We start from the raw sequence: 22,180 nt of genomic DNA on the forward strand, positions 1-22,180 counted from the left end.
CGCAGGGACTCATCGCTCAGCGCCGGACCTGGCCGCTGCCGCGGATCTTGTACTTCGTGCTGGTCAGCTGCTCGATGCCCATGGGGCCGCGGGCGTGCAGCTTCTGCGTGCTGATGCCGATTTCCGCGCCCAGGCCGAAGACGCCGCCGTCGGTAAAGCGCGTTGAAGCGTTCACGTAGACCGCCGCCGCATCGACGCGATCGAGAAACTTTTCCGCCTCGGCGTAATCGGTCGTAAGGATGCTCTCGGAATGCCCCGTGCCCCAGCGAGCGATATGCGCCAGCGCTTCGTCGAGCGAATTCACGATCTTGACCGAGAGGATCAGATCGAGGTACTCCGTCGACCAGTCCTCGTCGGCGGCCGGCTCCATATCCGCAAAGATCTCACGGGCTGCGGCGTCGCCGCGCAGTTCCACGCCGTGAGCCACCAGCGCGTTAGCCACGGCCGGCAGAACCGTCGGCGCCGCGTCTTTGTGGATCAGCAGCGTCTCCATGGCGTTGCACGCCGAAGGCCGCTGCGTCTTGGCGTTGATGACGATCGGCACGCACATCTGCGGATCGGCGGAAGCGGCGATATACGTGTGGCACACGCCGTCGCCCGTCATGATGCAGGGCACGGAACAGTGCTCGCGCACGGCTTTTTTCAGACCGCGGCCGCCGCGCGGGATCAGCACGTCCAGATCGTCCAGCTGCATCAGCGCCGTCGTCGCCTCGTGGCCGGGCACGTCGAGCAGCTGGATGCAGCTTTCGGGCAGCCCCGCGGAGGAAACGGCCTCGATCAACGCGCTGACGATCACACGGCTGGAATCCATGGCTTCGCTCCCGCCGCGCAAAATCACCGCGTTGCCCGACTTGAGGCAGAGCGCTGCCGTATCGGCGGTCACGTTGGGACGCGACTCGTAAATGACGCCGATCACGCCGAGCGGCACGCGCACTTGCGCAATCTTCAGCCCGTCGGAATTGACATAACCGCGCACCGTCTGACCGATCGGATCGGGCAACGCCGCCACTTCCTCGATGCCGACCGCCATGTCTTCTACGCGCTGCTCCGTGAGTTTCAGCCGCTCCAGCATCGCCTGGCCGAGGCCGTTTTCTTCTCCACCGCGCATGTCGCGCCCGTTGGCCTCCAGGATTTCGTCCTTATGGGCGCGCAGTGCCGTCGCCATGGCCCGCAGCGCTTCGTTTTTCTTCGCCGAACTGGTCTGTGCCAGCACGGCCGCGGAAACGCGGGCATTCTTTCCCATTTCATGCAAAATCAACGATGCGTCCATGATTCATTCTCCATTTCTCGACCGTCAGGCCCGAAGCACCGCAAGGTTGTCGCGGTGGATGACCTCGTCGAAATCCTTCGCACCCAGCAGCGCTTCAAATTCATCGCTGCGGTGCCCCTTGATCTTTTTCAGATCCCGCGAATTGAAATTCGTCAGGCCGCGGGCGATCTCCTCCCCGTCTGGAGCCAACACCGCCAACAGACGGCCGGCCTCGAATTCGCCGTTGACGGCCGTGATGCCCTTGGCCAGCAGGCTGCCGCCCTGTTCCGTCAGCGCTTTGACGGCTCCCGCGTCGATCGTCACCGACTCGAAGGGACGGTTGGCCGCGATCCACTGCTTGCGCGCGTGACGGTGCTCCATCGGCGGGATGAACAGAGTGCCCAGCACTTCGCCGTCGAGGATGCGGTGCAGCACGTTCTCCGCCGCACCGGAAGCGATCACCAGCGGGATGCCCGCCGGCAGCACCACGTCGGCGGCCGTGATCTTGGTGTACATGCCGCCGGAGGACATGCTGCTGCCCTTGCTGCCCGAGTTGTCGCGGATGCTCTGCGAAACGGTGCGCACCTCGTGGATCAGCCTGGCATCTTTGTGAACGCGAGGATCGGCATCGTAAAGCCCGTCGATGTCGGAAAGGATGATCAACAGATCGGCGCCGGCGGCGCAGGCGACCAGGGCCGACAGCGTGTCGTTGTCGCCGAATTTGAGTTCGTCCACGGCGATCGTATCGTTCTCGTTGATCACGGGAATCACGTTCATTTCGGCGAGAGCGTGCATGGTGTTGCACAGATTGAGATAGCGCGAGCGGTCGTTGAACCCGACGCGAGTCAGCAGAATCTGCGCGGTCGTGCAGCCGTACTCGGAGAAAAGTTTTTCGTACATCTGCATCAACAGCCCCTGCCCCACCGCCGCCAACGCTTGCCTGACCGGCAGGCTGGATGGCTTTTCCGCGTAACCGAGGCGCCCCATGCCGGCTCCGACCGCTCCTGACGAAACGAGCAGCACGTCGGTACCGCGGTTGTGAAGGTCGGCCAAAGCGCGGCAAAGCCTGTCCATGCGCTGGATATTGATTTTCCCGTTACTGTGCGTGATGGTGCTCGTGCCGACCTTGACCACCACGCGGCGACATTTTTTCAGCTCGCTGCGGTCCATCGAAACGCCTCCTCTGTTGAAACGCTTGTATTGCGTTTCGATCCTGAAGTGTGTGGCTTATTGTACCACGAAAAACCGGCGCCCGACGTCCTCCGAAAGCGGCGCGATTTCAGCGCGCCAAAATCACGCCGCTTCGTAACTTTGTCACTGACAAAACGGGGCCTTCCCTTTATACTTGTTTCAGCGATAAAAAAGCCCGGCTTGCAGCCGGGCAACTTCAGCGATTTACAGGAGGAAACAAAGAAATGACGCCGATTGTCCTTACCAGTGAAAATTTTCAGAGTGAAGTCCTTCAAAGCAGCGAACCGGTGCTGGTCGATTTCTGGGCGCCGTGGTGCGCGCCCTGCCGCGCCTTTTCGCCCGTCCTCGACGAGATCGCCGCTGAAGCTTCGGGCTTCAAAGTCGGCAAGGTCAACGTAGACGAGCAGTCTGAACTGGCGGCTTCGCTCCGTATCATGAGCATCCCCACGCTGATTTTGTTCAAAAACGGCGCTCCCTCCGCCCGCACCGTCGGCGTGCAGTCGAAGGAAAACGTGCTCGCCCTGCTCAAATAGCCGGCGCGAAAACATGGCCTGAAGACGGGCGAAAGCGCCCGACGGATCAGTCCGTCGGGCGCTTTCGCCCCGCAGTGTCCCGATTCATTTTTTTGCCGTCAGCCGCGCCATTTTGTCCGGCGCAAGCAGCTCGATACAGCCGCGGGAAAGCCGCGTCATGCCTTCGTCCTGGAAGTAACGCAGCATCCTCGTCACCACTTCGCGGGCCGTGCCCAGGTGCGCGGCGATCTTCTCGTGAGTGATCTTCAGCTTCCCCGTCCCCTCCAGCTCGCTCTCCTTCAACAAAAATTCCGCCAGACGGGCGTCGAAACTTTTCCACAGCACCTGTTCGACCAGCCAGAGGATATCGGACAGATGGGAAGCCGCGACCTCGCCGATGAAATTCGCGAAGACCAGCGAACGCGCCACCAGACGCTTGCACGCCGCCGGCGGGATCACCCACAGCCGCGAGCTCTTTTCCGCCTCGACGCTGACGTCGAAACGAAGTCCCGGCACGGCGCAGGTGGCCGAAAACAGGCAGATGTCGCCGGGAACAAGGCGGTGCAGCGTCAGCTCGCGTCCCTCCGGAGAGAGGATAAAGGCGCGGATCTGCCCGTCCATGACGGCGATCAGGCCGTCGCAGTCCGCTGAACCGGTATGGAGCGGCACGCCGGCTTCGACGACGCGGACGAGCGCCGCCGCTTCCAGCTCCGTTCGCTCGTCCGCCGTCAGCCGTTCCCAGAACGGGAAACAGTCTTTCAACTCGATGGGATTCACCTTCCTTCGCCGTTGCTGCCGGACGGCTTTGAATTTTTACAAGAAAGCCGCCGAAGTTTTTCGGCGGCTTTCGTTTACTCGGAAACTGCAGCCAGTTCCCGTTTGGCGCGACGGCGCGGCGGGCGCGCGCTGAACGCGAGCGTTTCGCCGGCGAGGACACAGTCCACCGTGGAGCCGTCGGGTACCTCACCGGACAGGATCAGATCGGAGAGCGGATCTTCGATCTTCGTCTGGATCAGGCGGCGCAGCGGCCGAGCCCCCTGATTCTGAGCCGCCGCAGCCCGGAGCAGGAACTCCCGCGCGTCCTTCGCCATGGAGAGGATGATGCCGTGCTCGCCGAGACGCGAGCGCAGATCGAACATCATGATGTCGAACACGCGCGCCATCTCTTCGGCGCTGAGCGGATGGAAGACGAGCTGCGCGTCGAGCCGGTTGAGGAACTCGGGACGGAAGAATTCCCTCACGGCGCCGAGCAGCGCTTCCGATTGTTTCTTCTTTTCCGCTTCCGCGGAGGCGGAAAAGCCGAACCCCGCTTTCGCCGTTTCGCGCACGCCGAGGTTGCTGGTCATGATGATGACGGTGTTCTTGAAGTCGACCGTGCGTCCGTGGGCGTCGGTGAGCCGTCCCTCTTCGAGGATCTGCAGCAGCAGGTTGAACACGTCGGGATTGGCCTTTTCGATCTCGTCGAACAGCACGACCGACCAGGGATGACGGCGCACGGCCTCGGTGAGGCGGCCTTCCTCGTCGTAGCCCACGTAGCCGGGCGGCGCGCCGATCAGCTTGGCGGCCTCGTGGCGCTCCATGTACTCGCTCATGTCGAAGGCCAGCAGCGCTTTTTCGCTGCCGAACAGCGCGCGCGCCAGGCAGCGGGCCAGTTCGGTCTTGCCGACGCCGCTGGGGCCGAGGAACAAAAAGCTGCCCACGGGACGGCGCGGGTCTTTCAGGCCGCTGCGCGAACGGCGCACGGCGCGGCAGAGCGCGCTCACCGCTTCGTCCTGACCGACCAGGCGCTGGTGGATCTCCGATTCGAGGCGCAACAGACGCTGGGCTTCGTGTTCGGTCAGGGTCTTGACGGGGATGCCGCTCCACTCGGAGAGCACGCCGGCGATCTCCTCCTCGTCGACGGTCAGCCCTTCGGGGATCTGCTGTCCGTCGAGGTCAAGGCGCACTTTCGCGCCCGCTTCGTCGATCAGATCGATAGCCTTGTCGGGCAGGCTGCGGTCGGACAGATAGCGGCTGGACAGGCGCACGGCGGCTTCCAGCGCGCCTTCGGTGTAGTGTACGCTGTGATGTTTCTCGTAGCTTTCCTTCAATCCCTGCAGGATCGCCAGCGCCGCATCCTGATCGGGCTCGCCGACCGCCACGGGCTGGAAACGCCGTTCCAGCGCCGCGTCTTTTTCGATGTTCTTCGTGTACTCGTCGCGCGTCGTCGCGCCGATGACCTGAAACTCGCCGCGGGCCAGGCTGGGCTTGAGGATGTTGGCCGCGTCCAGCGAGCCTTCGGCGCTCCCCGCGCCGACGACGGTGTGCAGCTCGTCGATGAAAAGGATCACGTTTTTGGCGGCGGTCAGCTCGTCGACGATCTTCTTCATGCGGTCCTCGAACTCGCCGCGGTATTTGGTGCCGGCCACGATCGTCCCCATGGTCAGTTCCACGACGCGCTTGCCCTTGAGCAGCGAGGGTACGGCGCCTTTTTGGATTCTGTAGGCCAGTCCTTCCACGATCGCCGTCTTGCCCACGCCGGGATCGCCGACCAGCACGGGATTGTTCTTGCGGCGGCGGCAGAGGATCTGCATCATGCGGTGCGTCTCCTGCTCGCGGCCGATCAGCGGATCCAGTTCGCCTTTGGCGGCCTTGGCCGTCAGGTCGACGCAGTACTTGTCCAGCGTCGGCGTCTTGGCGTCCGCCGCCGGACGGCTGGCGGCATTCTTTTCTTCATCGGCCGCTTCCTGGCGGCTGGACTGCGCGACCAGCTGTTTTTTCAGGCCGACGCGCAGATTTTCCGTGTCAAGCCCCAGTTCCGCCAGCGCATGACAGGCTGTGCACTCCGGCGCGGACAACACGCCGAGCAACAGATGTTCGGTGCCGACGTAACTCGAATGAAGTTCGCGGGCCAGATGGATCGCCGCGTTCAGCACCCCGCGGGCCCGATCCGACAGCGGCAGGTCGACGGGCTGCGCGTACGGCGCCGCCGGCGGCCTCAGCGCGAGGATCTCGCGCGCCACGTCCTCGGCGGCCAGTCCCGCATCTTTCAGGGCCAGCGCCGCCACCGACGACTCTTCGGCGATCAGGCCGATCATCAGATGTTCCGTGCCGATAAATGCGTGTCCAAGGCGCAGTGCCTCACGATGCGCGATCTGGATCACGCGTTTGCTTCGTTCCGTAAAAAATTGCCACAAGGCACTCCCCTCCTTGATTTCTCCGAACGATTTTCAAAACTTAGGCCAAATCGAGGCCGCAGAGCATTTTCTTGAGCATCTCGGCCGCCAGTAAACTTTTCTTGTAAGGCGACACGTCGAACATGTTGTCGCACAGTTCGCTGATATGGCGCAACGAAATTTCGATCAGCAGGCGCTCGCGGGCGTTGATCATGCCGCGAGCCTGGAGAGAACACAAGAGGCGTTTCGCGTCCGCCTCGGAAATGGAATCGCCGACGATCTTGACGATGTGCCGGGCGCGCTCTTCGGGCATGTCGTAGCTGATCTTCATGATGCGGATATAACCATGTCCGCCGCGCTGGCTTTCTACGATATAGCCGCGTTCGGGCGTGAAGCGGCTCCGCAGCACGTAATTGATCTGGCTGGGAACGCAGCCGAAGCGCTCCGCCACGTCTTTGCGGCGCAGCGAAACACGTTCGGCGTCGGCGGCGCGGTCCTGCTCTTCCTGTTCGAAAAGTTCGTTGATATAGCTTTCGATGACCTCAGTCAAACTGCTCATGTCAGGCTTCCTCCGTTCCATCCATCAGAACTGGAACGATTGTAGCTTATTGGTCAAATATAGTCAAGAACTGGTCAGATTTATTTCTGACCAACTTTATTTTCCGTGCCGCCGGCCAGACGCCTCAGGTTGGTGCGGTGACGCCACAGCGACAGCGCCGCCAGCACCAGCGCGAGGATCACGAAAGCGCGGTGAAGCCCGAAAAAGTAAAAAGATCCGGCGATGAACAGCAGCGCCGCCAACGAAGCCACGGAAACGTAACGCGTGGCTTTCATGATCAGGAACCAGAGAGCGCCGCCCAGCAGCACCGCCGCGCACGACGGCCACATCTGCACGAAAAACAGCGTGCCCAGCGTCGTGGCCACGCCCTTGCCGCCGTAAAATCCGAGCCAGACGGGATAGTTATGCCCGCACACGGCGGCGAAAGCCGCCGCCGCCACCGCCGCGTCGCTGCCGCCGAAAGCGCGGCACAGCATCACGACGGCGCCGCCCTTGAGCATGTCCGCGAGCGTCACGAGCACGGCCCATTTTTTCCCCATCACACGGCCCACGTTGGTGCCGCCGGTATTTCCCGAGCCGAACGTGCGGATGTCCTCGCCTCTTATGATCTTGACCGCGAGATACCCTGTGGGGAACGAGCCGAAAAGATAACCGATTGCCGCCCAAAGCGCCAGTTCCATGCTGTTTTTCTCCTCTTGATGTTTTTTTATCGGCGTTTCGCCCCCGGCGGAAGCGGACGCGCGGAAAACCGTGGGGTTCTTTATAAAATACGTTCCCGCAGCAGACCGCACTTCGTAAATTTCCGCCGGCTCAGTCCCGCGCTTTTTGTCGCCGCAGCGCAAACGCGTCGGCGATCTCCGCGCCGAGTCCTTTCGGACGGACAAAGATCGGATTGATGTCCAGCAGCTCGATGTCCGGCTCCGCACAGCCTATCTGCGACAGCGTGACGATCTGCTGCGCCAGCGCTTCCACGTCCATGGGCGTGCCGAACCATTCGCCGGAGATGAGCGGATACCCCTTGAGGCTTGCGATCATATCCATGGCCGTTTCCAGCGAAACCGGCGCCACGCGCAGCGAAATGTCTTTCATCAGACCGTAATAGGCGCCGCCCAGCGCTACGGCCACGACCGGTCCGAAGAGCGGGTCGCGCTTGATGCCGATCATGCACTCGATGCCGTCGGTGATCATCTTCTGAGCCACCACGCCCTGGATCTCCGCTCCGGCATGGACGCGGCTGGTGCGTTCGAGGATGCGGCCGTAGGCGTTGCGCAGCTCTTCCTCGGTACGCAGATTCAACGCTACGGCGCGGGCCTGCTGCTTGCTGGCAAAGGACGGCGAAACCACCTTCAACACCAGCGGGAAACCGATGCTGCGCGCCGTCTCCAGCACTTCCGCCACCGAAACGCAGAGACGGTGCCTGACCGTCTTCAGCCCGTAGGCTTCGACCAGCGCCACGGCGTCGCGCTCGCTCAGGCGCAGCGGGCAGCGTTCGAGGAACGGATGCCGCGCCGGCTTGCAGAGTTCGCTCATCGGGCGGATATCGCGGCCGATGCGCCACAAACTGGACAGAGCCTCGGCGACGCGGCGCGGGCTGCTGAACAGAGGTACGCCTTCCATATTCATGCGCCGCACCATCTCGTCCAGCGGGCGCCAGCGGCTCAGGCAGCAGCAGGCCAGCGTCCTGCCGCCGCGGCGGTGCATCGTGCCCATGGCGCGGGCGAGACGCTCGCCCTGAGCGGCCGTCAGCGAACCGGTAATGACGAGGATCATGTCGCATTCGCCGCTGTCCTGCAGCGTATCGAGGATCCGTCCCAGCGTCCCTTCGCGGTTAAGCGCCTGTTCGGACAGGTCCGCCGGGTTGGCGGCGTTAGCCCACCGAGGCAGCAGGACCTGGATCTTTTCTTTCAGCGCGGGCGAAAACTCGACCACGTCCAGCCCGGCTTCGCGGCACTGATCGCCCTGCATCATCGCCAGTCCTTCGGACAGCGCCAGCACCGCCACACGGTTGCCCTGCGGCGGCACCCCCAGCGAGGACAGCTTGCCGAGATCGACGATCTGCTGCGCGTCGCGCAGCAGCACCACGCCGAACTGACCGGCCACCGACTCCCACATGATCGAGTCGGTCCAGGCCGCGTCGTCATGACGCCGCGCCAGACGGTCGCGAAACGCCTCGTTCACGCCGCTTCGCAGCAGCACCACCGGCAGCCGGCGCTCCGCCGCACGCGAGGCCATGGCGAGAAAGTCGCGTCCCCGCGTCAACGATTCGAAGCTGAGGATCAACAGCGTCGTCATCGGATCGCCGATGGCCGTTTCCATGCAGCGTAACAATTCGCCGTCGCTGTCGGCGCAGTTGCCGAGAGAAACGACGCGGCGAAAACGGACGCCCGCCTCCACCGCCATGGCATAGAGCGAAAACGGCACCGTGCCGCCCTGAGCGATCAGCGTCACATGCCGTTCCTGCGGTTGACTGTCGGGCATTCGCACGGCCGCCGACCAGCACAGCGCCAGCCGCCGTTCCCAGTCGAAAAATCCTTGGCTGCCCGGCCCCAGCGCCCGGCCGCCGGCGGCTCGATATTCCCGCAGCAGCTGCCGCTCTTCTTCGCGCTCAAGGCGCGGGCAGCCGATGATCACAAAACCGATCCGCCGCTCGAGGCATTGTTTCAACAGCGGCGCGCAGTTCGTGCAGCCCGGCGAGATCATGACCACGTCGATTTTTTCGTCGGGCCATTCGGCCGCCGCGGCGCTCTCGCGGCACACCGCGAAGAAATCCCCGCGCCCCAGGTCGCTCATCAGCGCCAGCGGGCGCAGATCGGTCCCCGTGCCGTCTCCGTCGCCGACGATCAACAGTCCGCGGTCCCACATAGCGATTCCTCCTTGCGTTCTTCATGACGTGAAGATTATATCCCATCGCCCAAATCCTGTGAAGTTTGCGCCGCCGCGGCGCCATCCGCGCCCGACGAATTAAAAAGAGCGCCCCGGCAAAACCGGAACGCTCTTTTTCGCTTGGACTGATGAAACCTTGGTTGAGGGAGAGATTACTTCTTGCCCTTCTTGGCAGCCTTGGGAGCGGGCTTCTTGGCAGCTTTCTTGGCGACGGTGGCGTCGACGGCCTCGCGCAGAAGCTTGCCGGCCTTGAACACAGGTACTTTCTTGGCGGGGATGTGGACAGTCTTGGAAGGATCCTGAGGATTGCGGCCCGTACGAGCGCTGCGCTGACGTACTTCGAAAGTGCCGAAGCCCACGATCTGGACCTTGCCCTGCTTCTGCAGCGTGTCCTTCACGCCTTCGAGCATGGCGGCCACCGCGTTGGCAGCGTCGACCTTCCGAAGATTCGTCTTTTCCCTTACGAACTCAACCAATTCAGCCTTTGTCATTTTTCAGACACCTCCACACAGGATTTGGTACTCAACGATGTGAGTATATCACAGCATTCGCGCCTGACAAGCCCCCCAACAGCGGATTTCTGCTGATTTCGCGTTCTGAAACGGGCTCCCCCATGGCTTGCGAAAGGGGCATAATACAAATTTTTGCAGTAAAAGCCATTTCTAAAAGCATATACGGCTCTTCCTGATACTGCAAAACGAGAAAATTTCTGCTATGATAAAGAACATCGAAAAAACTTCATTTTTTTTGCTTTTTCATGAAGGAGGACGGTTGCTCATGTATTCAATGGCTCACGTCGGGATCCGCGTGCAGGATCTTCATCGGTCGCTTCACTTCTATGTCGATGCCCTCGGCGGCATGAAGGACAAGGAGTTCCAAATGCCTTCGGGATCCCATCTGGTCTTCGTCAGGTTTGCGGACTTCGCCGTCGAGCTGATCTGCAAGCCCGGCGACGACCGCGTTCCGGGGCGCAACCACGTGGCGATTTCCGTGCCGTCCATGGAAGACGCCCTCCGGCGCCTCGGCAGCTGCGGCTTTGCCGCCGGCCCCGTCAGTCCTATGGGGGACCATGCCCGCAATTGCTTTCTCAACGGCCCCGACGGCGAGATCATCGAACTTTGTGAAGGGAGCCTGTAGCTGCTTATCCAACAAAGAATCCCTGTCCGCCAGACAGGGATTCCGTCATTCGCTCCGCCGCGTCATTGCCGGTTTTCGGCCCGCGTTTTTCCCATCTCTTCTTCGTAGTTCCGGATTAAACTGCCGACTGTCGTTTCCTCAGCTATCTTGTTCACCATGAAATTAAGATTCTGCCAGAAATGGGAAGAAGCGCAGACATGACCGCGCTGATGCGCCAACTCACATCCCTCAGGCGTGGTGCATTCGGGAAAAACGATCTGTTCGCCAGCAGCCCTCAGCACTTCGGCAACCGTGATCGTATCAGGGTCGCGAACCAATTCATAGCCGCCGCGGGCGCCCCTGTAACTGCGCAGGATCCCGGCGCGGCGCAGCTTGGATACCAGCTGCTCCAGATACGTGTCGGAAAGATTCTCGGCCTTGGCCACGTCGCTGACGCTGACCGGCAGCCCGCTCCGGGCCATTTCGGAGATAGCGATGACCGCGCGCAGTCCGTAATGAGCCCTTGTTGAAACTTTCATTGAAAAGAACCTCCGTCTCTGTCGGGTTCGACAAATTCCATCGGATAAAAATCCGTAACGTGCCTCTCGGACAAATTGAACATCTTTTATTTATACGTACAGTGTCGCTAAACTATATCACAAAAACGTCTGACAGTATAGACAGGAATTCAGTTGTCCTCTCAAATAGGCCGCCATCCCAAGTTTCGAAAAGATCGAACGATTTTTTCGAGCGCCGCGGTGCGAAGCACTGCATTTTCAACGATGCGCTTTGATTGAGAATAATATCATACTTTTTCTTGATTAAAAAGCCGAACGCAGGGGCGCGGCGAGGAAAATTCACAACGCACGCCGCGCAGCAGCCGAGATCGTCCCGAGCGGCTGAACTTCCTCACGGCGCCCAGCAAACCATGGTAATACTTCCTATGCAAGAATCAGTTTCGGATTACCGACACTTCAGCGAGATCGTTTAAGGAGCCCTGACCTACCATGAACAACTTCCCCGATGCCGCCCAGCAGCAGTTCATCAAGATGACTCAGTCGCCTCTGCGGCCTCTGATTCTCGGCTTGGCCATGCCAACCATCTGCAGCATGCTGATCACTTCCTTTTACAACATGGCCGACACGTTCTTCGTGGCCCGTATCGGCACCAGCGCCGCCGGCGCCGTCGGCGTGGTCTATTCGCTGATGGCGATCATTCAGGCGATCGGTTTCATGTTCGGCATGGGAGCCGGCAGCATCGCCTCGCGGCGTCTGGGCGAACGGAAAGACGACGAGGCCCGAACAGCCACCTCGTCGGCGTTTTTCGCCGCGCTCGCGTTCGGCCTGCTGGTCGCCGCCGGCGGGCTGATCTGGCTGGATCCTTTTATGAGGCTGCTCGGATCGACGGAGACCATTCTGCCCTTCGCGCGTCAATACGCCCGCTGGATCCTGATCGGCGCTCCGCTGATGACGACGTCTTTCGTGATGAATACCAATCTGCGTTCCGAAGGCAAGGCTTTCTTCGCCATGCTCGGCATCGTCACCGGCGGGCTGCTGAACGTGGTGCTGGATCCGCTGTTCATCTTCACGTTCAAAATGGGCATCGCCGGCGCCGCCATCGCCACCGTGCTGAGCCAGTGCGTCAGTTTCTCCATTCTGATGTCGCACTTCATTTTCAAACGCACGGTGCTGCGCATCAGCCCGCGGTATGTGTCCCGTTCGCCTGCCTTTTACGGTCTGATCGTCCGCACCGGCATGCCGACGCTGTTTCGCCAGGGCATGGCTTCGCTGGCCAGTATCGCGCTCAACACCAGCGCCGCCGTTTACGGCGACGCCGCGCTCGCGGCCATGGCCATCGTCATGCGCGTGTCCATGTTCATCGGTTCCATCTTGATCGGCTTCGGGCAGGGTTTCCAGCCCGTGGCCGGCTACAACTTCGGCGCCAAGCGCTACGACCGCGTCATCGAAGCGTATAAATTCTGCGTCCGTACCGGCCTGATCGTGCTAACATGTCTGGCGGCGTGCTTTTTCGTCTTTGCGCCGCAGGTCATCGCCCTGTTTCAAAATACCGATCCGCGCGTTTCTCAGATCGGCTCCTTCGCCTTCCGCGCCCACTGTGTGACGCTCGTCACCCTGCCCGTGACCGCTCTCACCGACATGTTGTTCCAGGTCACCGGGCGCTACAAAGAAGCGTCGTTCCTTTCCGGCGCCCGGCGCGGCTTCTTCTTTATCCCCTGCGTCATCATCCTGCCCCGCTTCATCGGCCTCACCGGCATCCAAATCAGCCAGCCCGTCGCCGACGTCCTCTGCGCCTGTTTCTCCATCCCCCTCGTCAGAAATTACCTCAACTGGATGCGCGCGCAGACTTCCGCAGTGAGAACAAATTCCACCACGGAGCAACGGAGAAGCGGAGAATGACAAACTCTAGGTTGCACGTGATTTCCCCTGCTCTCAACTCTTTATGTGATGAAATCGTCAACGGGGTATTTGCCGTACATAAATCTCCGGGCCCCGGACTTCTGCAGCGAGTTTATCAGACACGCCTCGCTCACGAGCTCCAATTGCGACGCCTCAAAGTTGAAACTGAAGTTCCCGTCAATTTCACATTCAAGCAGCTTCAGGTCAACGACGCCTACCGTTTGGACACGCTCATCAACGACCAAGTCATCATCGAACTCAAAGCCATAGAAAGTCTTTTACCGGTTCATACCGCACAGCTTCTTTCATATATGAAACTCACGGGAAAGACTTTGGGGTATCTCATCAATTTCAACGTTCCTCTGAAATAAAAGACGGTATTCATCGTCTGCTCCTTCCCTATTCAGCTCGACTTCCGCGGACAATATCACAATAAGTGTAATATTCCCTTTGCATTGCTCCGCTTCGCCGCTTCTCCGCGGTGGGTTTCGTTTTAAGGACTTGACGCCAATCCAACGCGTGGTATAATGCCCTGTGTCACGCGGAGGTGGCGGAATTGGCAGACGCGCAAGACTAAGGATCTTGTGGAGCAATCCATGGGGGTTCGATTCCCCCCCCCCGCACCAAACTGTGAACACGAAAAGCGGCTCCGTACGAAGGCACGATTCGTACGGAGCCGCTTTTTCGTTCCCGATCATGCCGGAGCTCGCGGCGTCCAACGGCATTCCGCGACGGATCCGCGCGCTGCCGCTGTCGTTGCGGGAAAACTTCAGTGTTTGCGATTCTTCCTCACAGGCTCTGCTTCAGCAGATCGAGATACAACAGTCCCATGACATTTGTGCTCGACACGGCGACTTTTTTATCGTCTCCCAAATACTTGCCGATTTCCCTTTTGACCCTGTCCAGCTCTTTCTCTCCGTATTCAGGCCCGTAAAGCCAGCTCGTGTAGCGCAGATAGAAATTCTCCGGATCGACGCGTTCTTCTCGATGACTCACGTGTGTCCAAAAGTCAGGATAATAGCCGTCGGCCAACAGGAGGTTCATAAAATAGACGATGTCGCTGCCTCCGTGTGTGTGCGGCGCCCGTCCCAACCCCAGCGCGATCTTTTCCAGAAACAGGTCTTTGATTTTGAGCCACGAGCTGATGAAGATCCCTTTTCGGGCCAGGCCGATAATCCTGGGATAATTCTCGTAGTATGAGATGACGGGACTGTTGGATATGAACACGTAGTCGTATTTTTTCTCGGGCGCAAAGTCCTGAAAAGCGGCGCTGTGAATGACGATCGAGGTTCCATCGTATCCAGACTGAGAAAGATGATCCCGCGCCTGCCTCACCATTTCCACGGAAGGCTCCAGCCCCTCGGCAAGAGCGCCTTCGTCGAGGAGCCTCTTCAGATAGCGTCCTGCCCCGCAGCCGATATCGATCACGCTGCGGCCTTTCAGCTCGGCTTTCGCCCTGAAAAGATCAAAAACTTGGTCGTTACCGGCATTGGACGAGATCTTTCGGAATTCGCGCACCCGTTTGTTCCACATGGCGTTGGATTTTTCCATGTCCTGCCGCGGTTTCGACAGTTTCCTGACGCAAATATCCTTTATGTCGTTCATCGCTTCATACCCCGCAAAAATTCTTCAGCAATTTTTCAACGGAACCGCATAGGCCGCTCAAATTGTCCCCAAGGCTTTACTATAAACTTCGCCGTCTCCGCGCTTATCGCACGACAAAAGAGGCTTTCCTCGATTGCAGAGATCGGTCCTATTATATATTAAGCGGACTGCCTGTCAATCGTTCAAGCTCCGGTGCGAATCGAGGAACTTCTGAAAAGTCCGGCGGTCCAAGGCGGTATCTCTCGATTTCAGCTTATGGTCGCGATTTTCCTCCAGGCATGTCAATAGCCAATAAAAATGTCACCATAACTGCTCATTGAAAAAGTCACCCCCTCACACTCCCATCACAGCAAGACACCTCGAAAGAACTCCCCATCGTGCCGCCATAACAACGTCTACGCGAACGTACGTTTATCCCGACATGTGCTATGATATCCCTGCCTTTTGACGACGCCATGCCGCCAAGGGTGGTCCGGAGCGGGCTTGTGCGCTTTCACAAGCCCGCTTTTCCGTTTCTTTGCCGATGCCTCATCGGAGTTGACTCGTTTTTGACTTTCAACCTCCTTCATCTCGATCCGTCTGCCCTTGGAAACACCCCAGATCCGCCCGGTCGACGTTTCACGCACCTCAACCGTCGTTTTGGCCATCCCGAGACAATCGTCCGCCGCCGGAACGTACCGACGACCTCCGTAGGAGATCATGCCGCCGTGATCCGTCCTGCGAGATTCGCGACGCGCAAAGAGAAAATCCAAATCGACTTTTCCTTCCGGCTTCACATAAACGTCCTCTCCCTCAGCCGGATTGACGGCAAACTTCCGATTGTGCCTGGCGATGAGCTTGGGCAAAACCTCGTTGGCCGCCGTGATATCCGAGACGCCAAGCAGCCTCAGCTCCCCCGGCAGCCTGTCCTGCATCGTGTTCCAAAGACGTTCGACACGCCCCTTCGCCTCCGGCGTCAAGGCAAAGATCTGCCCGATCCCAAGATCCTTCAGCCCCCGTCCGAAACAACTTAACGGCTCCCCTTCCTCGCCTCATTCCCTTCATTTTCTTCATTCCTTCCATTCCCTTCATTCCTTCCATTCCCTTCATTTTTTTCATTCCCTTCGATCCGATCCTCATCATCCTGCGCCCGTGCCTTTGGAGAGCGGAAAATCGTATGCCGGTCGCTGTAAATCGCCATCGGCAGCCCATACCCCTCGATCCCCATCCCCAGCGCGGCGACATAGCCCGCCATACATTCGTTCTCAGTGAAACAGGCGCCAGTCACGATCCCCGTCGCATCGTCAATATAAGCGTGCAGCGTCGCACGCCCGTTCCCCCTGCCAAACCATTCAAACGACGTGGCGTCAGTCTGCCACAACATCCCCGCGGCCACCTTCCGCGGTCGGGAACGGTGAAGCTTCGGCCGCCGCCGCACACTCTTCTTGCTCCTGATCCCCTCGTCCTTCAGAATGCGGACGACACTCGAACGACTGATCCCGATCCCCTCCCGTTCGTTCAGGCATTCCGCAAAGTGAGAGAAGTTGAAATCGTAATAGACCTCCTCATACGCCTTCAGCACCGACTCCCGAACCTCATCTCCGATCCTGCGCCGAGACGTTCTGCCGCGGTTGCCGTGAACAAGCCCCGCCGCCCCTTGAGCGACGAACCTCTTCTTGATCCTGATGATTTGCCGTTGACAGAGCCCCAGCTTTTCCGCCGCCTCCCTGTTCGTCATGCGTCCGTCGACAAGCGCTCCGATAATCCTGATACGATCCAGTTCCTTTTGTGACAATGTCATTCGCTCCTGTTTCATGAACGGTATTATCTCAGAGTGACATTTTCTTGGAACAGTTATGGGTGACTTTATCACTGAACAACGACATTTTCCTCCAGGCATTGACAAACACGCATGAAACGATCATAATTGTTTCCTTTGACGCGATTTCAGCGTCATGATTCAGGGATGAAACGCCAAGGGCGGCTCGCGGTGGGCGGTCCTTTGGGAATCCCTTGCGATTCTGGGAGGAATTACGAAGTGACCGCAGCAAGTTTTAGAGATTTCAATCTGCCCGAGAGTTTTCTCGCCGCTCTCGATCAACGAGGCTTTACGACGCCGACGCCGGTTCAGGCGCAGGTGCTGTCGCAGCCCAATCTGGACACGGACATGGTCGTGCAGGCGCGCACGGGTTCCGGCAAGACGCTGGCTTTTCTTCTGCCGCTGCTGAACGAACTCGAAGGCGGCGGCAAAAAGCCCCGCCTGCTGGTGCTCTCGCCGACGCGCGAGCTGGCCATGCAGAACGCCGGCGAATCGGAATTTTTAGGCCACATCAGAGGCATCGCCACGGCAAGCATCGTCGGCGGCATGAGCATGGAGCACCAGATCTTCCAGCTCCGGCGCGGCGCCTCGGTCGTCGTCGGCACGCCGGGACGCGTCCTCGATCATATCCGCCGCGGCACGCTCGACCTGAGCGATATCGAAACGCTGGTTCTCGACGAGGGCGACAACATGCTCGACATGGGGTTCCGCGACGAGCTGGAAGCGATCCTCGAAGCCGCCGTGAACCGCAAAAAGACTTGGCTTTTCTCGGCGACGATGCCCGACTCGGTGTTTTCGCTCTGCAAGCGCTATCTCAAGGAGCCGTTGCGGCTGGAACTGAACCACGAGGAGGAGCAGCACGAAGACATCGTGCACCGCGTGTATCTGGTGCCTTCGCGTCAGCGCATGGAAGCGCTGGTCAACATCCTGCTGTGGGAGAAGCCGGCGCTCTGCCTGATATTCTGCCATACCAAGACCGATACGGGAGAAGTGGCGGGGCGTCTTCAGGAAGAAGGCCTGATGGCTCTGGCCCTGAACGGCGACATGACGCAGCGCGAACGCAGCAACGCCTTGGAATCTTTCCGCACCGGGCGCATCCCCATTCTGGTCGCCACCAACGTGGCCGCCCGCGGGCTGGACGTGCAGGGCGTCAGCCACGTGATCCAGCTGGGCCTTCCCGACAGCATGGAGACCTTCGTGCACCGCTCCGGACGCACCGGGCGGGCCGGTCACGAAGGCAGCAACCTGTTGCTGCTGACGCCGCAGGAATCGGGACGCTTCAAGTTCATGATCCGCAGCTCCGAGATGAAGGTCGAATGGCTGAAAGTCCCCGACATTCAGGAGATCAGCGTCATTCAGCGCGAACGCCGCGAAGAATCGCTGCTGGAGCTCGTTCCCGCGCCGGAGATCCGCGCCTGGGCCGAGTCGCTCCTCGAACGCAGCGACGACGCCGCGGATCTGGCGGCCAAGCTGCTGTCGGTCGTGGTCAAGGACATCCCCACGGGTTACTCCCTGAGGGATTCGCTCCAGCGCGAGCTCGACCAGCGCCGCGAGCGCGCCGCCGCGCGCCGTGAAGGCCGCGTCGGTTCCCGCTTCGACGGCGAACGGCGCGGCATCGGCGCGGAACGCGCGCGCTTTCGCGGGCAAGGCCTTTCCATCCGCATCGCCAAGGGACGGAACGACCAGGAATGGTCCGTGGGGCGGATCTTGGGCGCGCTGTGCGCGGCGCTCGGCGTCAGCCGCGACGAGATCGGCAACATCAAAATGCGCGACTCGCACACCGAGGTGGAGCTGAGTCCCGCGGCGATCGCCAGCCTCGACGACGGCGGACGGCGGCGGCTGATCGACCGCGGCTTGATCTCCGGAGGCTCCGGCGAACCCCAGCCCCGCTTGGGCGGCCCGCGCCGCGAGCGCCGCTTCGATCGTTCCGGCGAACGTCTCGGCAAAAGGAATTTCGAGCGCGCTTCGGAGCGCCGTCCTCGATACGGGCGCGACGCTTAAACAAAAGCGCAGGAGCCGTTTTGCTTTTTAGAGCGAAAACGGCTCCTGTTTGTTTCTCCCGTTTTGATTTTCAGCGCCCCAAGCGAGTATAATGGACGGGAATTATGAAGAAGAAGCGGCGCGATCGTCGCATTTCCGCCGACGGGAGCGTACATTTTTCGAGAAGGAGTTTTTTCCATGGAATTCGATCCGGAAACTATGAAAATTCACATCTGCAAAAAATGCAAGGGATTGGGATTTGGCATCGACCTGAAGGGTAACCGCTTCAATTGTTCCGAGTGCAACGGAACGGGGCGCATTCTCGTCAAGACGCTCAAGGAGGAGTTCACGCTCGACAGTCTGAGCGAGAATCTCTCTTTCGACAAGGAAACGATGAAAGTCCGCGTCTGCAAATCCTGCGGCGGCCTGGGCAGCATCAATTACGGCGTCGAAGAGCGCGAATGCGAGGACTGCCACGGCACGGGACGGATCATCGAACAGAAGATCCTTACGGAATACCAGCTGCATCACGTCGACGGGATCGCCGCCGCCGAAGAGAAAGCATGAACGTTCGGGGAGCCGTTTTGCTTTAAACCGCGAAAAAATGCGAAAGACGACGCCCAACCGCTAAAAACAGCTTGCTTTGTTCACAAGCTGTGCTATACTTTTCGTAATGATAAAGTCTACCTGCGGTGTTCGTGATCTTGGCTTTCGTCTTGAGCCAACACCTGTCGTCCGGTGAAGAGAGGCTGCGGCCGTCGTGGCGGTCGGGCAATCTTCCATTTCTAGCGGAACGGGTCAAGACTGCCGCGACACGGCACTGTGGGCCCAGTTTATCGAAAAAGAGAGAACTCTCAGGGGGTTCCCTCTTTTTTTGTATCCAGCGCCGACGGAACATAAAATCTTTTCGATACAAACAGGAAGTGAGACAATGAGTTCCCCCTATATCCATCTCGATCAAATCCGCGGGGTCGTTTTCGACTGGGACGGCGTCATTGCCGAGAGCAGGCTCGATTTCGCCCCGATCCGGGAAAAATACTTCGGCGGACGGCGCGTTCCTCTGCTGGAGACGGCGGCGGAGATGCGCGAGCCTCTCAGAACCGAGCTCATGAACGCCATCAGGGACGAAGAGATGCGAGGCGCCGCACGTTCCGCCGCGATCGCCGGCGCTTTCGATCTCGTCAGCCTGCTCGACGGACGCCGCATTCCTTGGTGCGTCGTGTCGCGAAACTGCCGCGAATCCATCGAACGCGCCGCCCAAAGCATTGGCTTCAGGCTGCCGCCGCAGACCTTCGGGCGCGAAGCCCGCCACGTCAAACCGGATCCGCGAGCGCTGACCGACGCGGCAGCGTCCATCGGCGTGCCCGCTTCCCAGTGCCTCGTCGTCGGCGACTACCTTTACGAGCTGCTTGCAGCGCGGCGTGCCGGCATGCGCTGCGTTCTCGTGAACAACTGCTCCGATCCCGAATGCGCCGCGCTGGCCGACGCGACTTTCGCCACAATGCACGCTCTCGCCAGGGGCTTGGTCGAGGCACAGGCTCTTGTGCCATGGGAATACCGCCGGTTCGTGCGGGATAACGGTCGGCGGGCGCTCGAAAGGATGCACGGACAGTCCGTTCATGTCGACGTTTTCCTCTCGCCGCGCTGTTTGTCTCTGCTGGGAGATTTGGCCGCGGCGGGGCTCGGAGAGATCACCGTAAACGCCGGCCGCACCGTGAGCCCCGCAGAGCTGGAGGGGCACCCCCTGCTCAGTCCTCTTTGGCTGGGAATGCCTGTCGTGCAGGCGTTAATCTCGATATTTGCCGTTCATTACCCGCTGCTGCACGTTGCCGCGGGGCAGGCGGGGCGTCCGCTCTCTTCCGTTGTCAGCGCCCAAAATTTCGCGGCGGAAATCTCCCGCGGCTCATCGGCGGGCTCACCATAAAAAAAGCGGGAAGTTTGCGTCGTCGAAACAACGCGGCGCAAACTTCCCGCTTTTATTGATCCTGTTTCTCATAGCGTGAACGGAACCAGTCCCTCAGAAGCGCCAGCGTTTCGCGCCAGGCCATCGAGGTCAGCTCCAGGCCCCGGCAGGTCGGCACGAAGTTCACCGGGCGCCAGGGCACGTTCCGCACGAGGCTGGGCGCAGGCGAAGGGACGACCTCGAAATCAGGCATGAATTTTTTCGCCCAGCGCAGAGCCCGCGCCATATGAAAACGGTCCGTGACGAGAAAGACCTGCGGGCGCGGACGCTCGTCGGGATACAGCCTTCGCAAAAAAACGGCGCTCTCGCGCAGATTGCCCTCGGTATTCAAGGAACGAGTTTCCAGAAGCACTTTTTCCCGAGGCGGCGAATCCCGCAGCCATCGCGCCATCAACGGCGACTCGATGCCCGAAAGCAGGAGCTTCGCGTCTCCGCAGCGCGATAAAATTTCTCTCGCTGTCCGCAGACGCCGCTGCGAAGAAACGGAGGGCTGATACGTCTGTCCTTCGGCGACCGTGCCGCCGCCGAGCACAAGCACGACGGCCGAACGGCCGCCGCTCCCTTCCTTTGCTTCCGGCGTCAGAGCTTCCAAAAAGGCAAGCATCTTTTTGCCGCAGAAATCAGTGCACGAAAAAGCGAAAAGCAGCGTCAGCAGCCCCCACAGGACGCGCCGCTTTGCGCGCCCCTCCGCCGCCGGGATCAGAAGCAAAAAGAACGACGCCGCCAGGAACAGTCCCAGCGGCGACAGCAGGGCGATGATCAGCGTCGACTGAAAGAAAGACCACTGACTCATGGGCGGAGCGGAAGACGTTCGGAAGTATGCGTGTTCAAGTAAGCCTCGAGGCGCGCCCGGCTCATGCGTATGTGAGCCCTCATGGCCTCGCGCACCCTTCTCTCGTCGCGGTCCAGAAGCGCTTCGATGATCTCCACATGCCCCTCGGCAAGGTGCCTGATGTACTCGGTGTCGCCCAGCGAATACGGACGATACAGGTTGATCACATCCACCAGCTCCTGCAGCGAATTCATCAGGAAACGGTTGCCGGACGACTGATACAGGAAGGCGTGGAAACGGCGGTCCTCTTCCAAATACTTTTGCGGATCCGTATCGTTGCCCATGTGTTTGAAAATTTCGAGAAACTCTTTCAGCTCCTTTTCCGGAGGGTTCACCGACACCAGCGCCGCCGCGAACATTTCCAAGTCCTCGCGCAGCTCGTAGAGCGCCCCCGCGTCGCTGATCGACGGCAGGGAGACGTAGGCCCCCTTGCGTGGCGTCAGCGTTACCAGCGAAGTCTTCGCCAGCTGACGGATCGCTTCGCGCACCGGCGTCCGCGACACGGCCATTTTTTCCGCCAGCTCGACTTCGGAAAGTTTTTCCCCCGGCTTGATGATACCGCTCACAATAGCCTGCTTGATCTTCTCGTAAACGATCTGACGAAGATCCATGTTCTTCGCCGGATGAAGCGGATTATACATGATCATCACCCCATCATATAGAAGCAACGCTTTGCAACCTTTATTTATGATTATACAAAAAACATTGAGCCGCCGCAATCATGAAATCTGCACGAAGTCACGCTGAAAACGCGGCGTTTTCCTGATAATACTCTTTCTTAATTAAAAGGCCGAACGCGAGGGCGCTGCGGGAGAGATTCACAAAGCGAGCTGCGCAGACCGCGCAGCGGTCGAGGGAGTCCCGAGCGACTGAACTCCTCCGGAGCGCCCGGGAAACTATGTTAATACTTTCCATCAAGA

General features: G+C 59.9%; 21 protein-coding genes and 1 tRNA gene. 8 read left to right on the top strand and 14 right to left on the bottom strand.

What is annotated here, in order from left to right; genetic code table 11:
- Positions 1-16: 16 nt before the first annotated feature.
- Complete coding sequence (locus RAH42_RS06235) at positions 17-1,270, bottom strand: glutamate-5-semialdehyde dehydrogenase (RefSeq protein ID WP_317540201.1); 1,254 nt, start codon at positions 1,268-1,270, stop codon at positions 17-19.
- 24 nt (positions 1,271-1,294) lie between these two features.
- Entirely contained in the window at positions 1,295-2,419 is a 1,125-nt protein-coding gene (gene proB / locus RAH42_RS06240) for a glutamate 5-kinase (RefSeq protein WP_317540202.1), read from the bottom strand.
- A 245-nt stretch (positions 2,420-2,664) separates the two neighbouring features.
- On the opposite strand from proB, the gene trxA reads away from it, so the two are divergent.
- Entirely contained in the window at positions 2,665-2,973 is a 309-nt protein-coding gene (trxA, locus tag RAH42_RS06245) for a thioredoxin (RefSeq protein WP_317540203.1), read from the top strand.
- An 84-nt stretch (positions 2,974-3,057) separates the two neighbouring features.
- Here the strand turns inward: trxA and RAH42_RS06250 are convergent, their stop codons facing one another.
- The 6 genes from RAH42_RS06250 to RAH42_RS06275 form a co-directional block, all read right to left on the bottom strand.
- The gene (locus RAH42_RS06250) at positions 3,058-3,729 is read right to left on the bottom strand and encodes a Crp/Fnr family transcriptional regulator (protein ID WP_317540204.1); all 672 of its coding nucleotides are present in this window, start codon (positions 3,727-3,729) and stop codon (positions 3,058-3,060) included.
- A gap of 74 nt (positions 3,730-3,803) precedes the next feature.
- Positions 3,804-6,095: an ATP-dependent Clp protease ATP-binding subunit gene (locus tag RAH42_RS06255; RefSeq protein WP_317540205.1), complete on the bottom strand. Its 2,292-nt coding sequence runs from the start codon at positions 6,093-6,095 to the stop codon at positions 3,804-3,806.
- A gap of 73 nt (positions 6,096-6,168) precedes the next feature.
- Positions 6,169-6,666, bottom strand: a complete 498-nt coding sequence (locus tag RAH42_RS06260; RefSeq protein ID WP_078016101.1) for a CtsR family transcriptional regulator — start codon at positions 6,664-6,666, stop codon at positions 6,169-6,171.
- Positions 6,667-6,746: 80 nt separating this feature from the next.
- Positions 6,747-7,346 carry a glycerol-3-phosphate 1-O-acyltransferase PlsY gene (gene plsY / locus RAH42_RS06265; protein WP_317540206.1) on the bottom strand — a complete coding sequence of 200 codons (600 nt, stop codon included), beginning with the start codon at positions 7,344-7,346 and terminating at the stop codon, positions 6,747-6,749.
- Between the two features lie 130 nt (positions 7,347-7,476).
- A complete protein-coding gene (locus tag RAH42_RS06270) occupies positions 7,477-9,528 on the bottom strand; it encodes an acetate--CoA ligase family protein (protein ID WP_317540207.1) in 2,052 nt (683 codons plus the stop codon).
- 173 nt (positions 9,529-9,701) lie between these two features.
- A complete protein-coding gene (locus RAH42_RS06275; protein ID WP_009163544.1) occupies positions 9,702-10,040 on the bottom strand; it encodes an HU family DNA-binding protein in 339 nt (112 codons plus the stop codon).
- Between the two features lie 286 nt (positions 10,041-10,326).
- On the opposite strand from RAH42_RS06275, the gene RAH42_RS06280 reads away from it, so the two are divergent.
- Entirely contained in the window at positions 10,327-10,686 is a 360-nt protein-coding gene (locus tag RAH42_RS06280) for a VOC family protein (protein WP_296427490.1), read from the top strand.
- A gap of 62 nt (positions 10,687-10,748) precedes the next feature.
- On the opposite strand, the gene RAH42_RS06285 is transcribed toward RAH42_RS06280, so the two are convergent.
- Positions 10,749-11,204: an Rrf2 family transcriptional regulator gene (locus RAH42_RS06285; protein WP_078016098.1), complete on the bottom strand. Its 456-nt coding sequence runs from the start codon at positions 11,202-11,204 to the stop codon at positions 10,749-10,751.
- 468 nt (positions 11,205-11,672) lie between these two features.
- On the opposite strand from RAH42_RS06285, the gene RAH42_RS06290 reads away from it, so the two are divergent.
- From RAH42_RS06290 to RAH42_RS06300, 3 genes are all read left to right on the top strand, one after another.
- On the top strand, positions 11,673-13,082 hold the full coding sequence (locus RAH42_RS06290) for an MATE family efflux transporter (RefSeq protein WP_317540208.1): 1,410 nt from the start codon (positions 11,673-11,675) through the stop codon (positions 13,080-13,082).
- Positions 13,079-13,453: a GxxExxY protein gene (locus RAH42_RS06295; protein ID WP_317540209.1), complete on the top strand. Its 375-nt coding sequence runs from the start codon at positions 13,079-13,081 to the stop codon at positions 13,451-13,453. The genes RAH42_RS06290 and RAH42_RS06295 overlap by 4 nt, the downstream gene beginning before the upstream one ends.
- 170 nt (positions 13,454-13,623) lie before the next feature.
- Positions 13,624-13,708, top strand: a tRNA-Leu gene (locus RAH42_RS06300).
- A gap of 163 nt (positions 13,709-13,871) precedes the next feature.
- On the opposite strand, the gene RAH42_RS06305 is transcribed toward RAH42_RS06300, so the two are convergent.
- The 3 genes from RAH42_RS06305 to RAH42_RS06315 all read right to left on the bottom strand — a co-directional run bounded on the left by RAH42_RS06305 (position 13,872) and on the right by RAH42_RS06315 (position 16,482).
- Entirely contained in the window at positions 13,872-14,633 is a 762-nt protein-coding gene (locus RAH42_RS06305) for a class I SAM-dependent methyltransferase (RefSeq protein ID WP_317540210.1), read from the bottom strand.
- A gap of 449 nt (positions 14,634-15,082) precedes the next feature.
- The gene (locus RAH42_RS06310) at positions 15,083-15,646 is read right to left on the bottom strand and encodes a hypothetical protein (protein ID WP_317540211.1); all 564 of its coding nucleotides are present in this window, start codon (positions 15,644-15,646) and stop codon (positions 15,083-15,085) included.
- A 50-nt stretch (positions 15,647-15,696) separates the two neighbouring features.
- The gene (locus RAH42_RS06315; RefSeq protein ID WP_317540212.1) at positions 15,697-16,482 is read right to left on the bottom strand and encodes a helix-turn-helix domain-containing protein; all 786 of its coding nucleotides are present in this window, start codon (positions 16,480-16,482) and stop codon (positions 15,697-15,699) included.
- A gap of 222 nt (positions 16,483-16,704) precedes the next feature.
- Between RAH42_RS06315 and RAH42_RS06320 the strand changes: the two genes are divergently transcribed.
- The 3 genes from RAH42_RS06320 (at position 16,705) to RAH42_RS06330 (ending at position 20,389) form a co-directional block, all read left to right on the top strand.
- Positions 16,705-18,486 (top strand): DEAD/DEAH box helicase, encoded by a 1,782-nt coding sequence (locus RAH42_RS06320; RefSeq protein ID WP_317540213.1) that lies wholly within the window; start codon positions 16,705-16,707, stop codon positions 18,484-18,486.
- 198 nt (positions 18,487-18,684) lie between these two features.
- Positions 18,685-19,032 carry a molecular chaperone DnaJ gene (locus RAH42_RS06325; protein ID WP_240496173.1) on the top strand — a complete coding sequence of 116 codons (348 nt, stop codon included), beginning with the start codon at positions 18,685-18,687 and terminating at the stop codon, positions 19,030-19,032.
- A gap of 364 nt (positions 19,033-19,396) precedes the next feature.
- On the top strand, positions 19,397-20,389 hold the full coding sequence (locus RAH42_RS06330) for an HAD family phosphatase (protein ID WP_317540214.1): 993 nt from the start codon (positions 19,397-19,399) through the stop codon (positions 20,387-20,389).
- A 52-nt stretch (positions 20,390-20,441) separates the two neighbouring features.
- Here RAH42_RS06330 and RAH42_RS06335 read toward each other — a convergent pair whose 3' ends face one another.
- Both RAH42_RS06335 and RAH42_RS06340 read right to left on the bottom strand, forming a co-directional pair.
- Positions 20,442-21,221 (bottom strand): YdcF family protein, encoded by a 780-nt coding sequence (locus tag RAH42_RS06335; RefSeq protein WP_317540215.1) that lies wholly within the window; start codon positions 21,219-21,221, stop codon positions 20,442-20,444.
- The gene (locus RAH42_RS06340; protein ID WP_317540216.1) at positions 21,218-21,901 is read right to left on the bottom strand and encodes a GntR family transcriptional regulator; all 684 of its coding nucleotides are present in this window, start codon (positions 21,899-21,901) and stop codon (positions 21,218-21,220) included. Before RAH42_RS06340 ends, RAH42_RS06335 begins: the two co-directional genes overlap by 4 nt.
- Positions 21,902-22,180: the final 279 nt, after the last annotated feature.

The sequence above is a fragment of the Pyramidobacter sp. YE332 genome (genome assembly GCF_033060595.1).
GTDB lineage: Bacteria > Synergistota > Synergistia > Synergistales > Dethiosulfovibrionaceae > Pyramidobacter.

Coding starts and splice junctions, on each gene's coding strand:
- RAH42_RS06295 (WP_317540209.1), top strand. CDS start 13,079: ATGACAAACTCTAGGTTGCACGTGATTTCCCCTGCTCTCAACTCTTTA.
- RAH42_RS06235 (WP_317540201.1), bottom strand. CDS start 1,270: ATGGACGCATCGTTGATTTTGCATGAAATGGGAAAGAATGCCCGCGTT.
- RAH42_RS06285 (WP_078016098.1), bottom strand. CDS start 11,204: ATGAAAGTTTCAACAAGGGCTCATTACGGACTGCGCGCGGTCATCGCT.
- proB (WP_317540202.1), bottom strand. CDS start 2,419: ATGGACCGCAGCGAGCTGAAAAAATGTCGCCGCGTGGTGGTCAAGGTC.
- RAH42_RS06340 (WP_317540216.1), bottom strand. CDS start 21,901: ATGTATAATCCGCTTCATCCGGCGAAGAACATGGATCTTCGTCAGATC.
- RAH42_RS06330 (WP_317540214.1), top strand. CDS start 19,397: ATGAGTTCCCCCTATATCCATCTCGATCAAATCCGCGGGGTCGTTTTC.
- RAH42_RS06315 (WP_317540212.1), bottom strand. CDS start 16,482: ATGAAACAGGAGCGAATGACATTGTCACAAAAGGAACTGGATCGTATC.
- RAH42_RS06290 (WP_317540208.1), top strand. CDS start 11,673: ATGAACAACTTCCCCGATGCCGCCCAGCAGCAGTTCATCAAGATGACT.
- RAH42_RS06335 (WP_317540215.1), bottom strand. CDS start 21,221: ATGAGTCAGTGGTCTTTCTTTCAGTCGACGCTGATCATCGCCCTGCTG.
- trxA (WP_317540203.1), top strand. CDS start 2,665: ATGACGCCGATTGTCCTTACCAGTGAAAATTTTCAGAGTGAAGTCCTT.
- RAH42_RS06260 (WP_078016101.1), bottom strand. CDS start 6,666: ATGAGCAGTTTGACTGAGGTCATCGAAAGCTATATCAACGAACTTTTC.
- plsY (WP_317540206.1), bottom strand. CDS start 7,346: ATGGAACTGGCGCTTTGGGCGGCAATCGGTTATCTTTTCGGCTCGTTC.
- RAH42_RS06280 (WP_296427490.1), top strand. CDS start 10,327: ATGTATTCAATGGCTCACGTCGGGATCCGCGTGCAGGATCTTCATCGG.
- RAH42_RS06305 (WP_317540210.1), bottom strand. CDS start 14,633: ATGGAAAAATCCAACGCCATGTGGAACAAACGGGTGCGCGAATTCCGA.
- RAH42_RS06270 (WP_317540207.1), bottom strand. CDS start 9,528: ATGTGGGACCGCGGACTGTTGATCGTCGGCGACGGAGACGGCACGGGG.
- RAH42_RS06275 (WP_009163544.1), bottom strand. CDS start 10,040: ATGACAAAGGCTGAATTGGTTGAGTTCGTAAGGGAAAAGACGAATCTT.
- RAH42_RS06325 (WP_240496173.1), top strand. CDS start 18,685: ATGAAAATTCACATCTGCAAAAAATGCAAGGGATTGGGATTTGGCATC.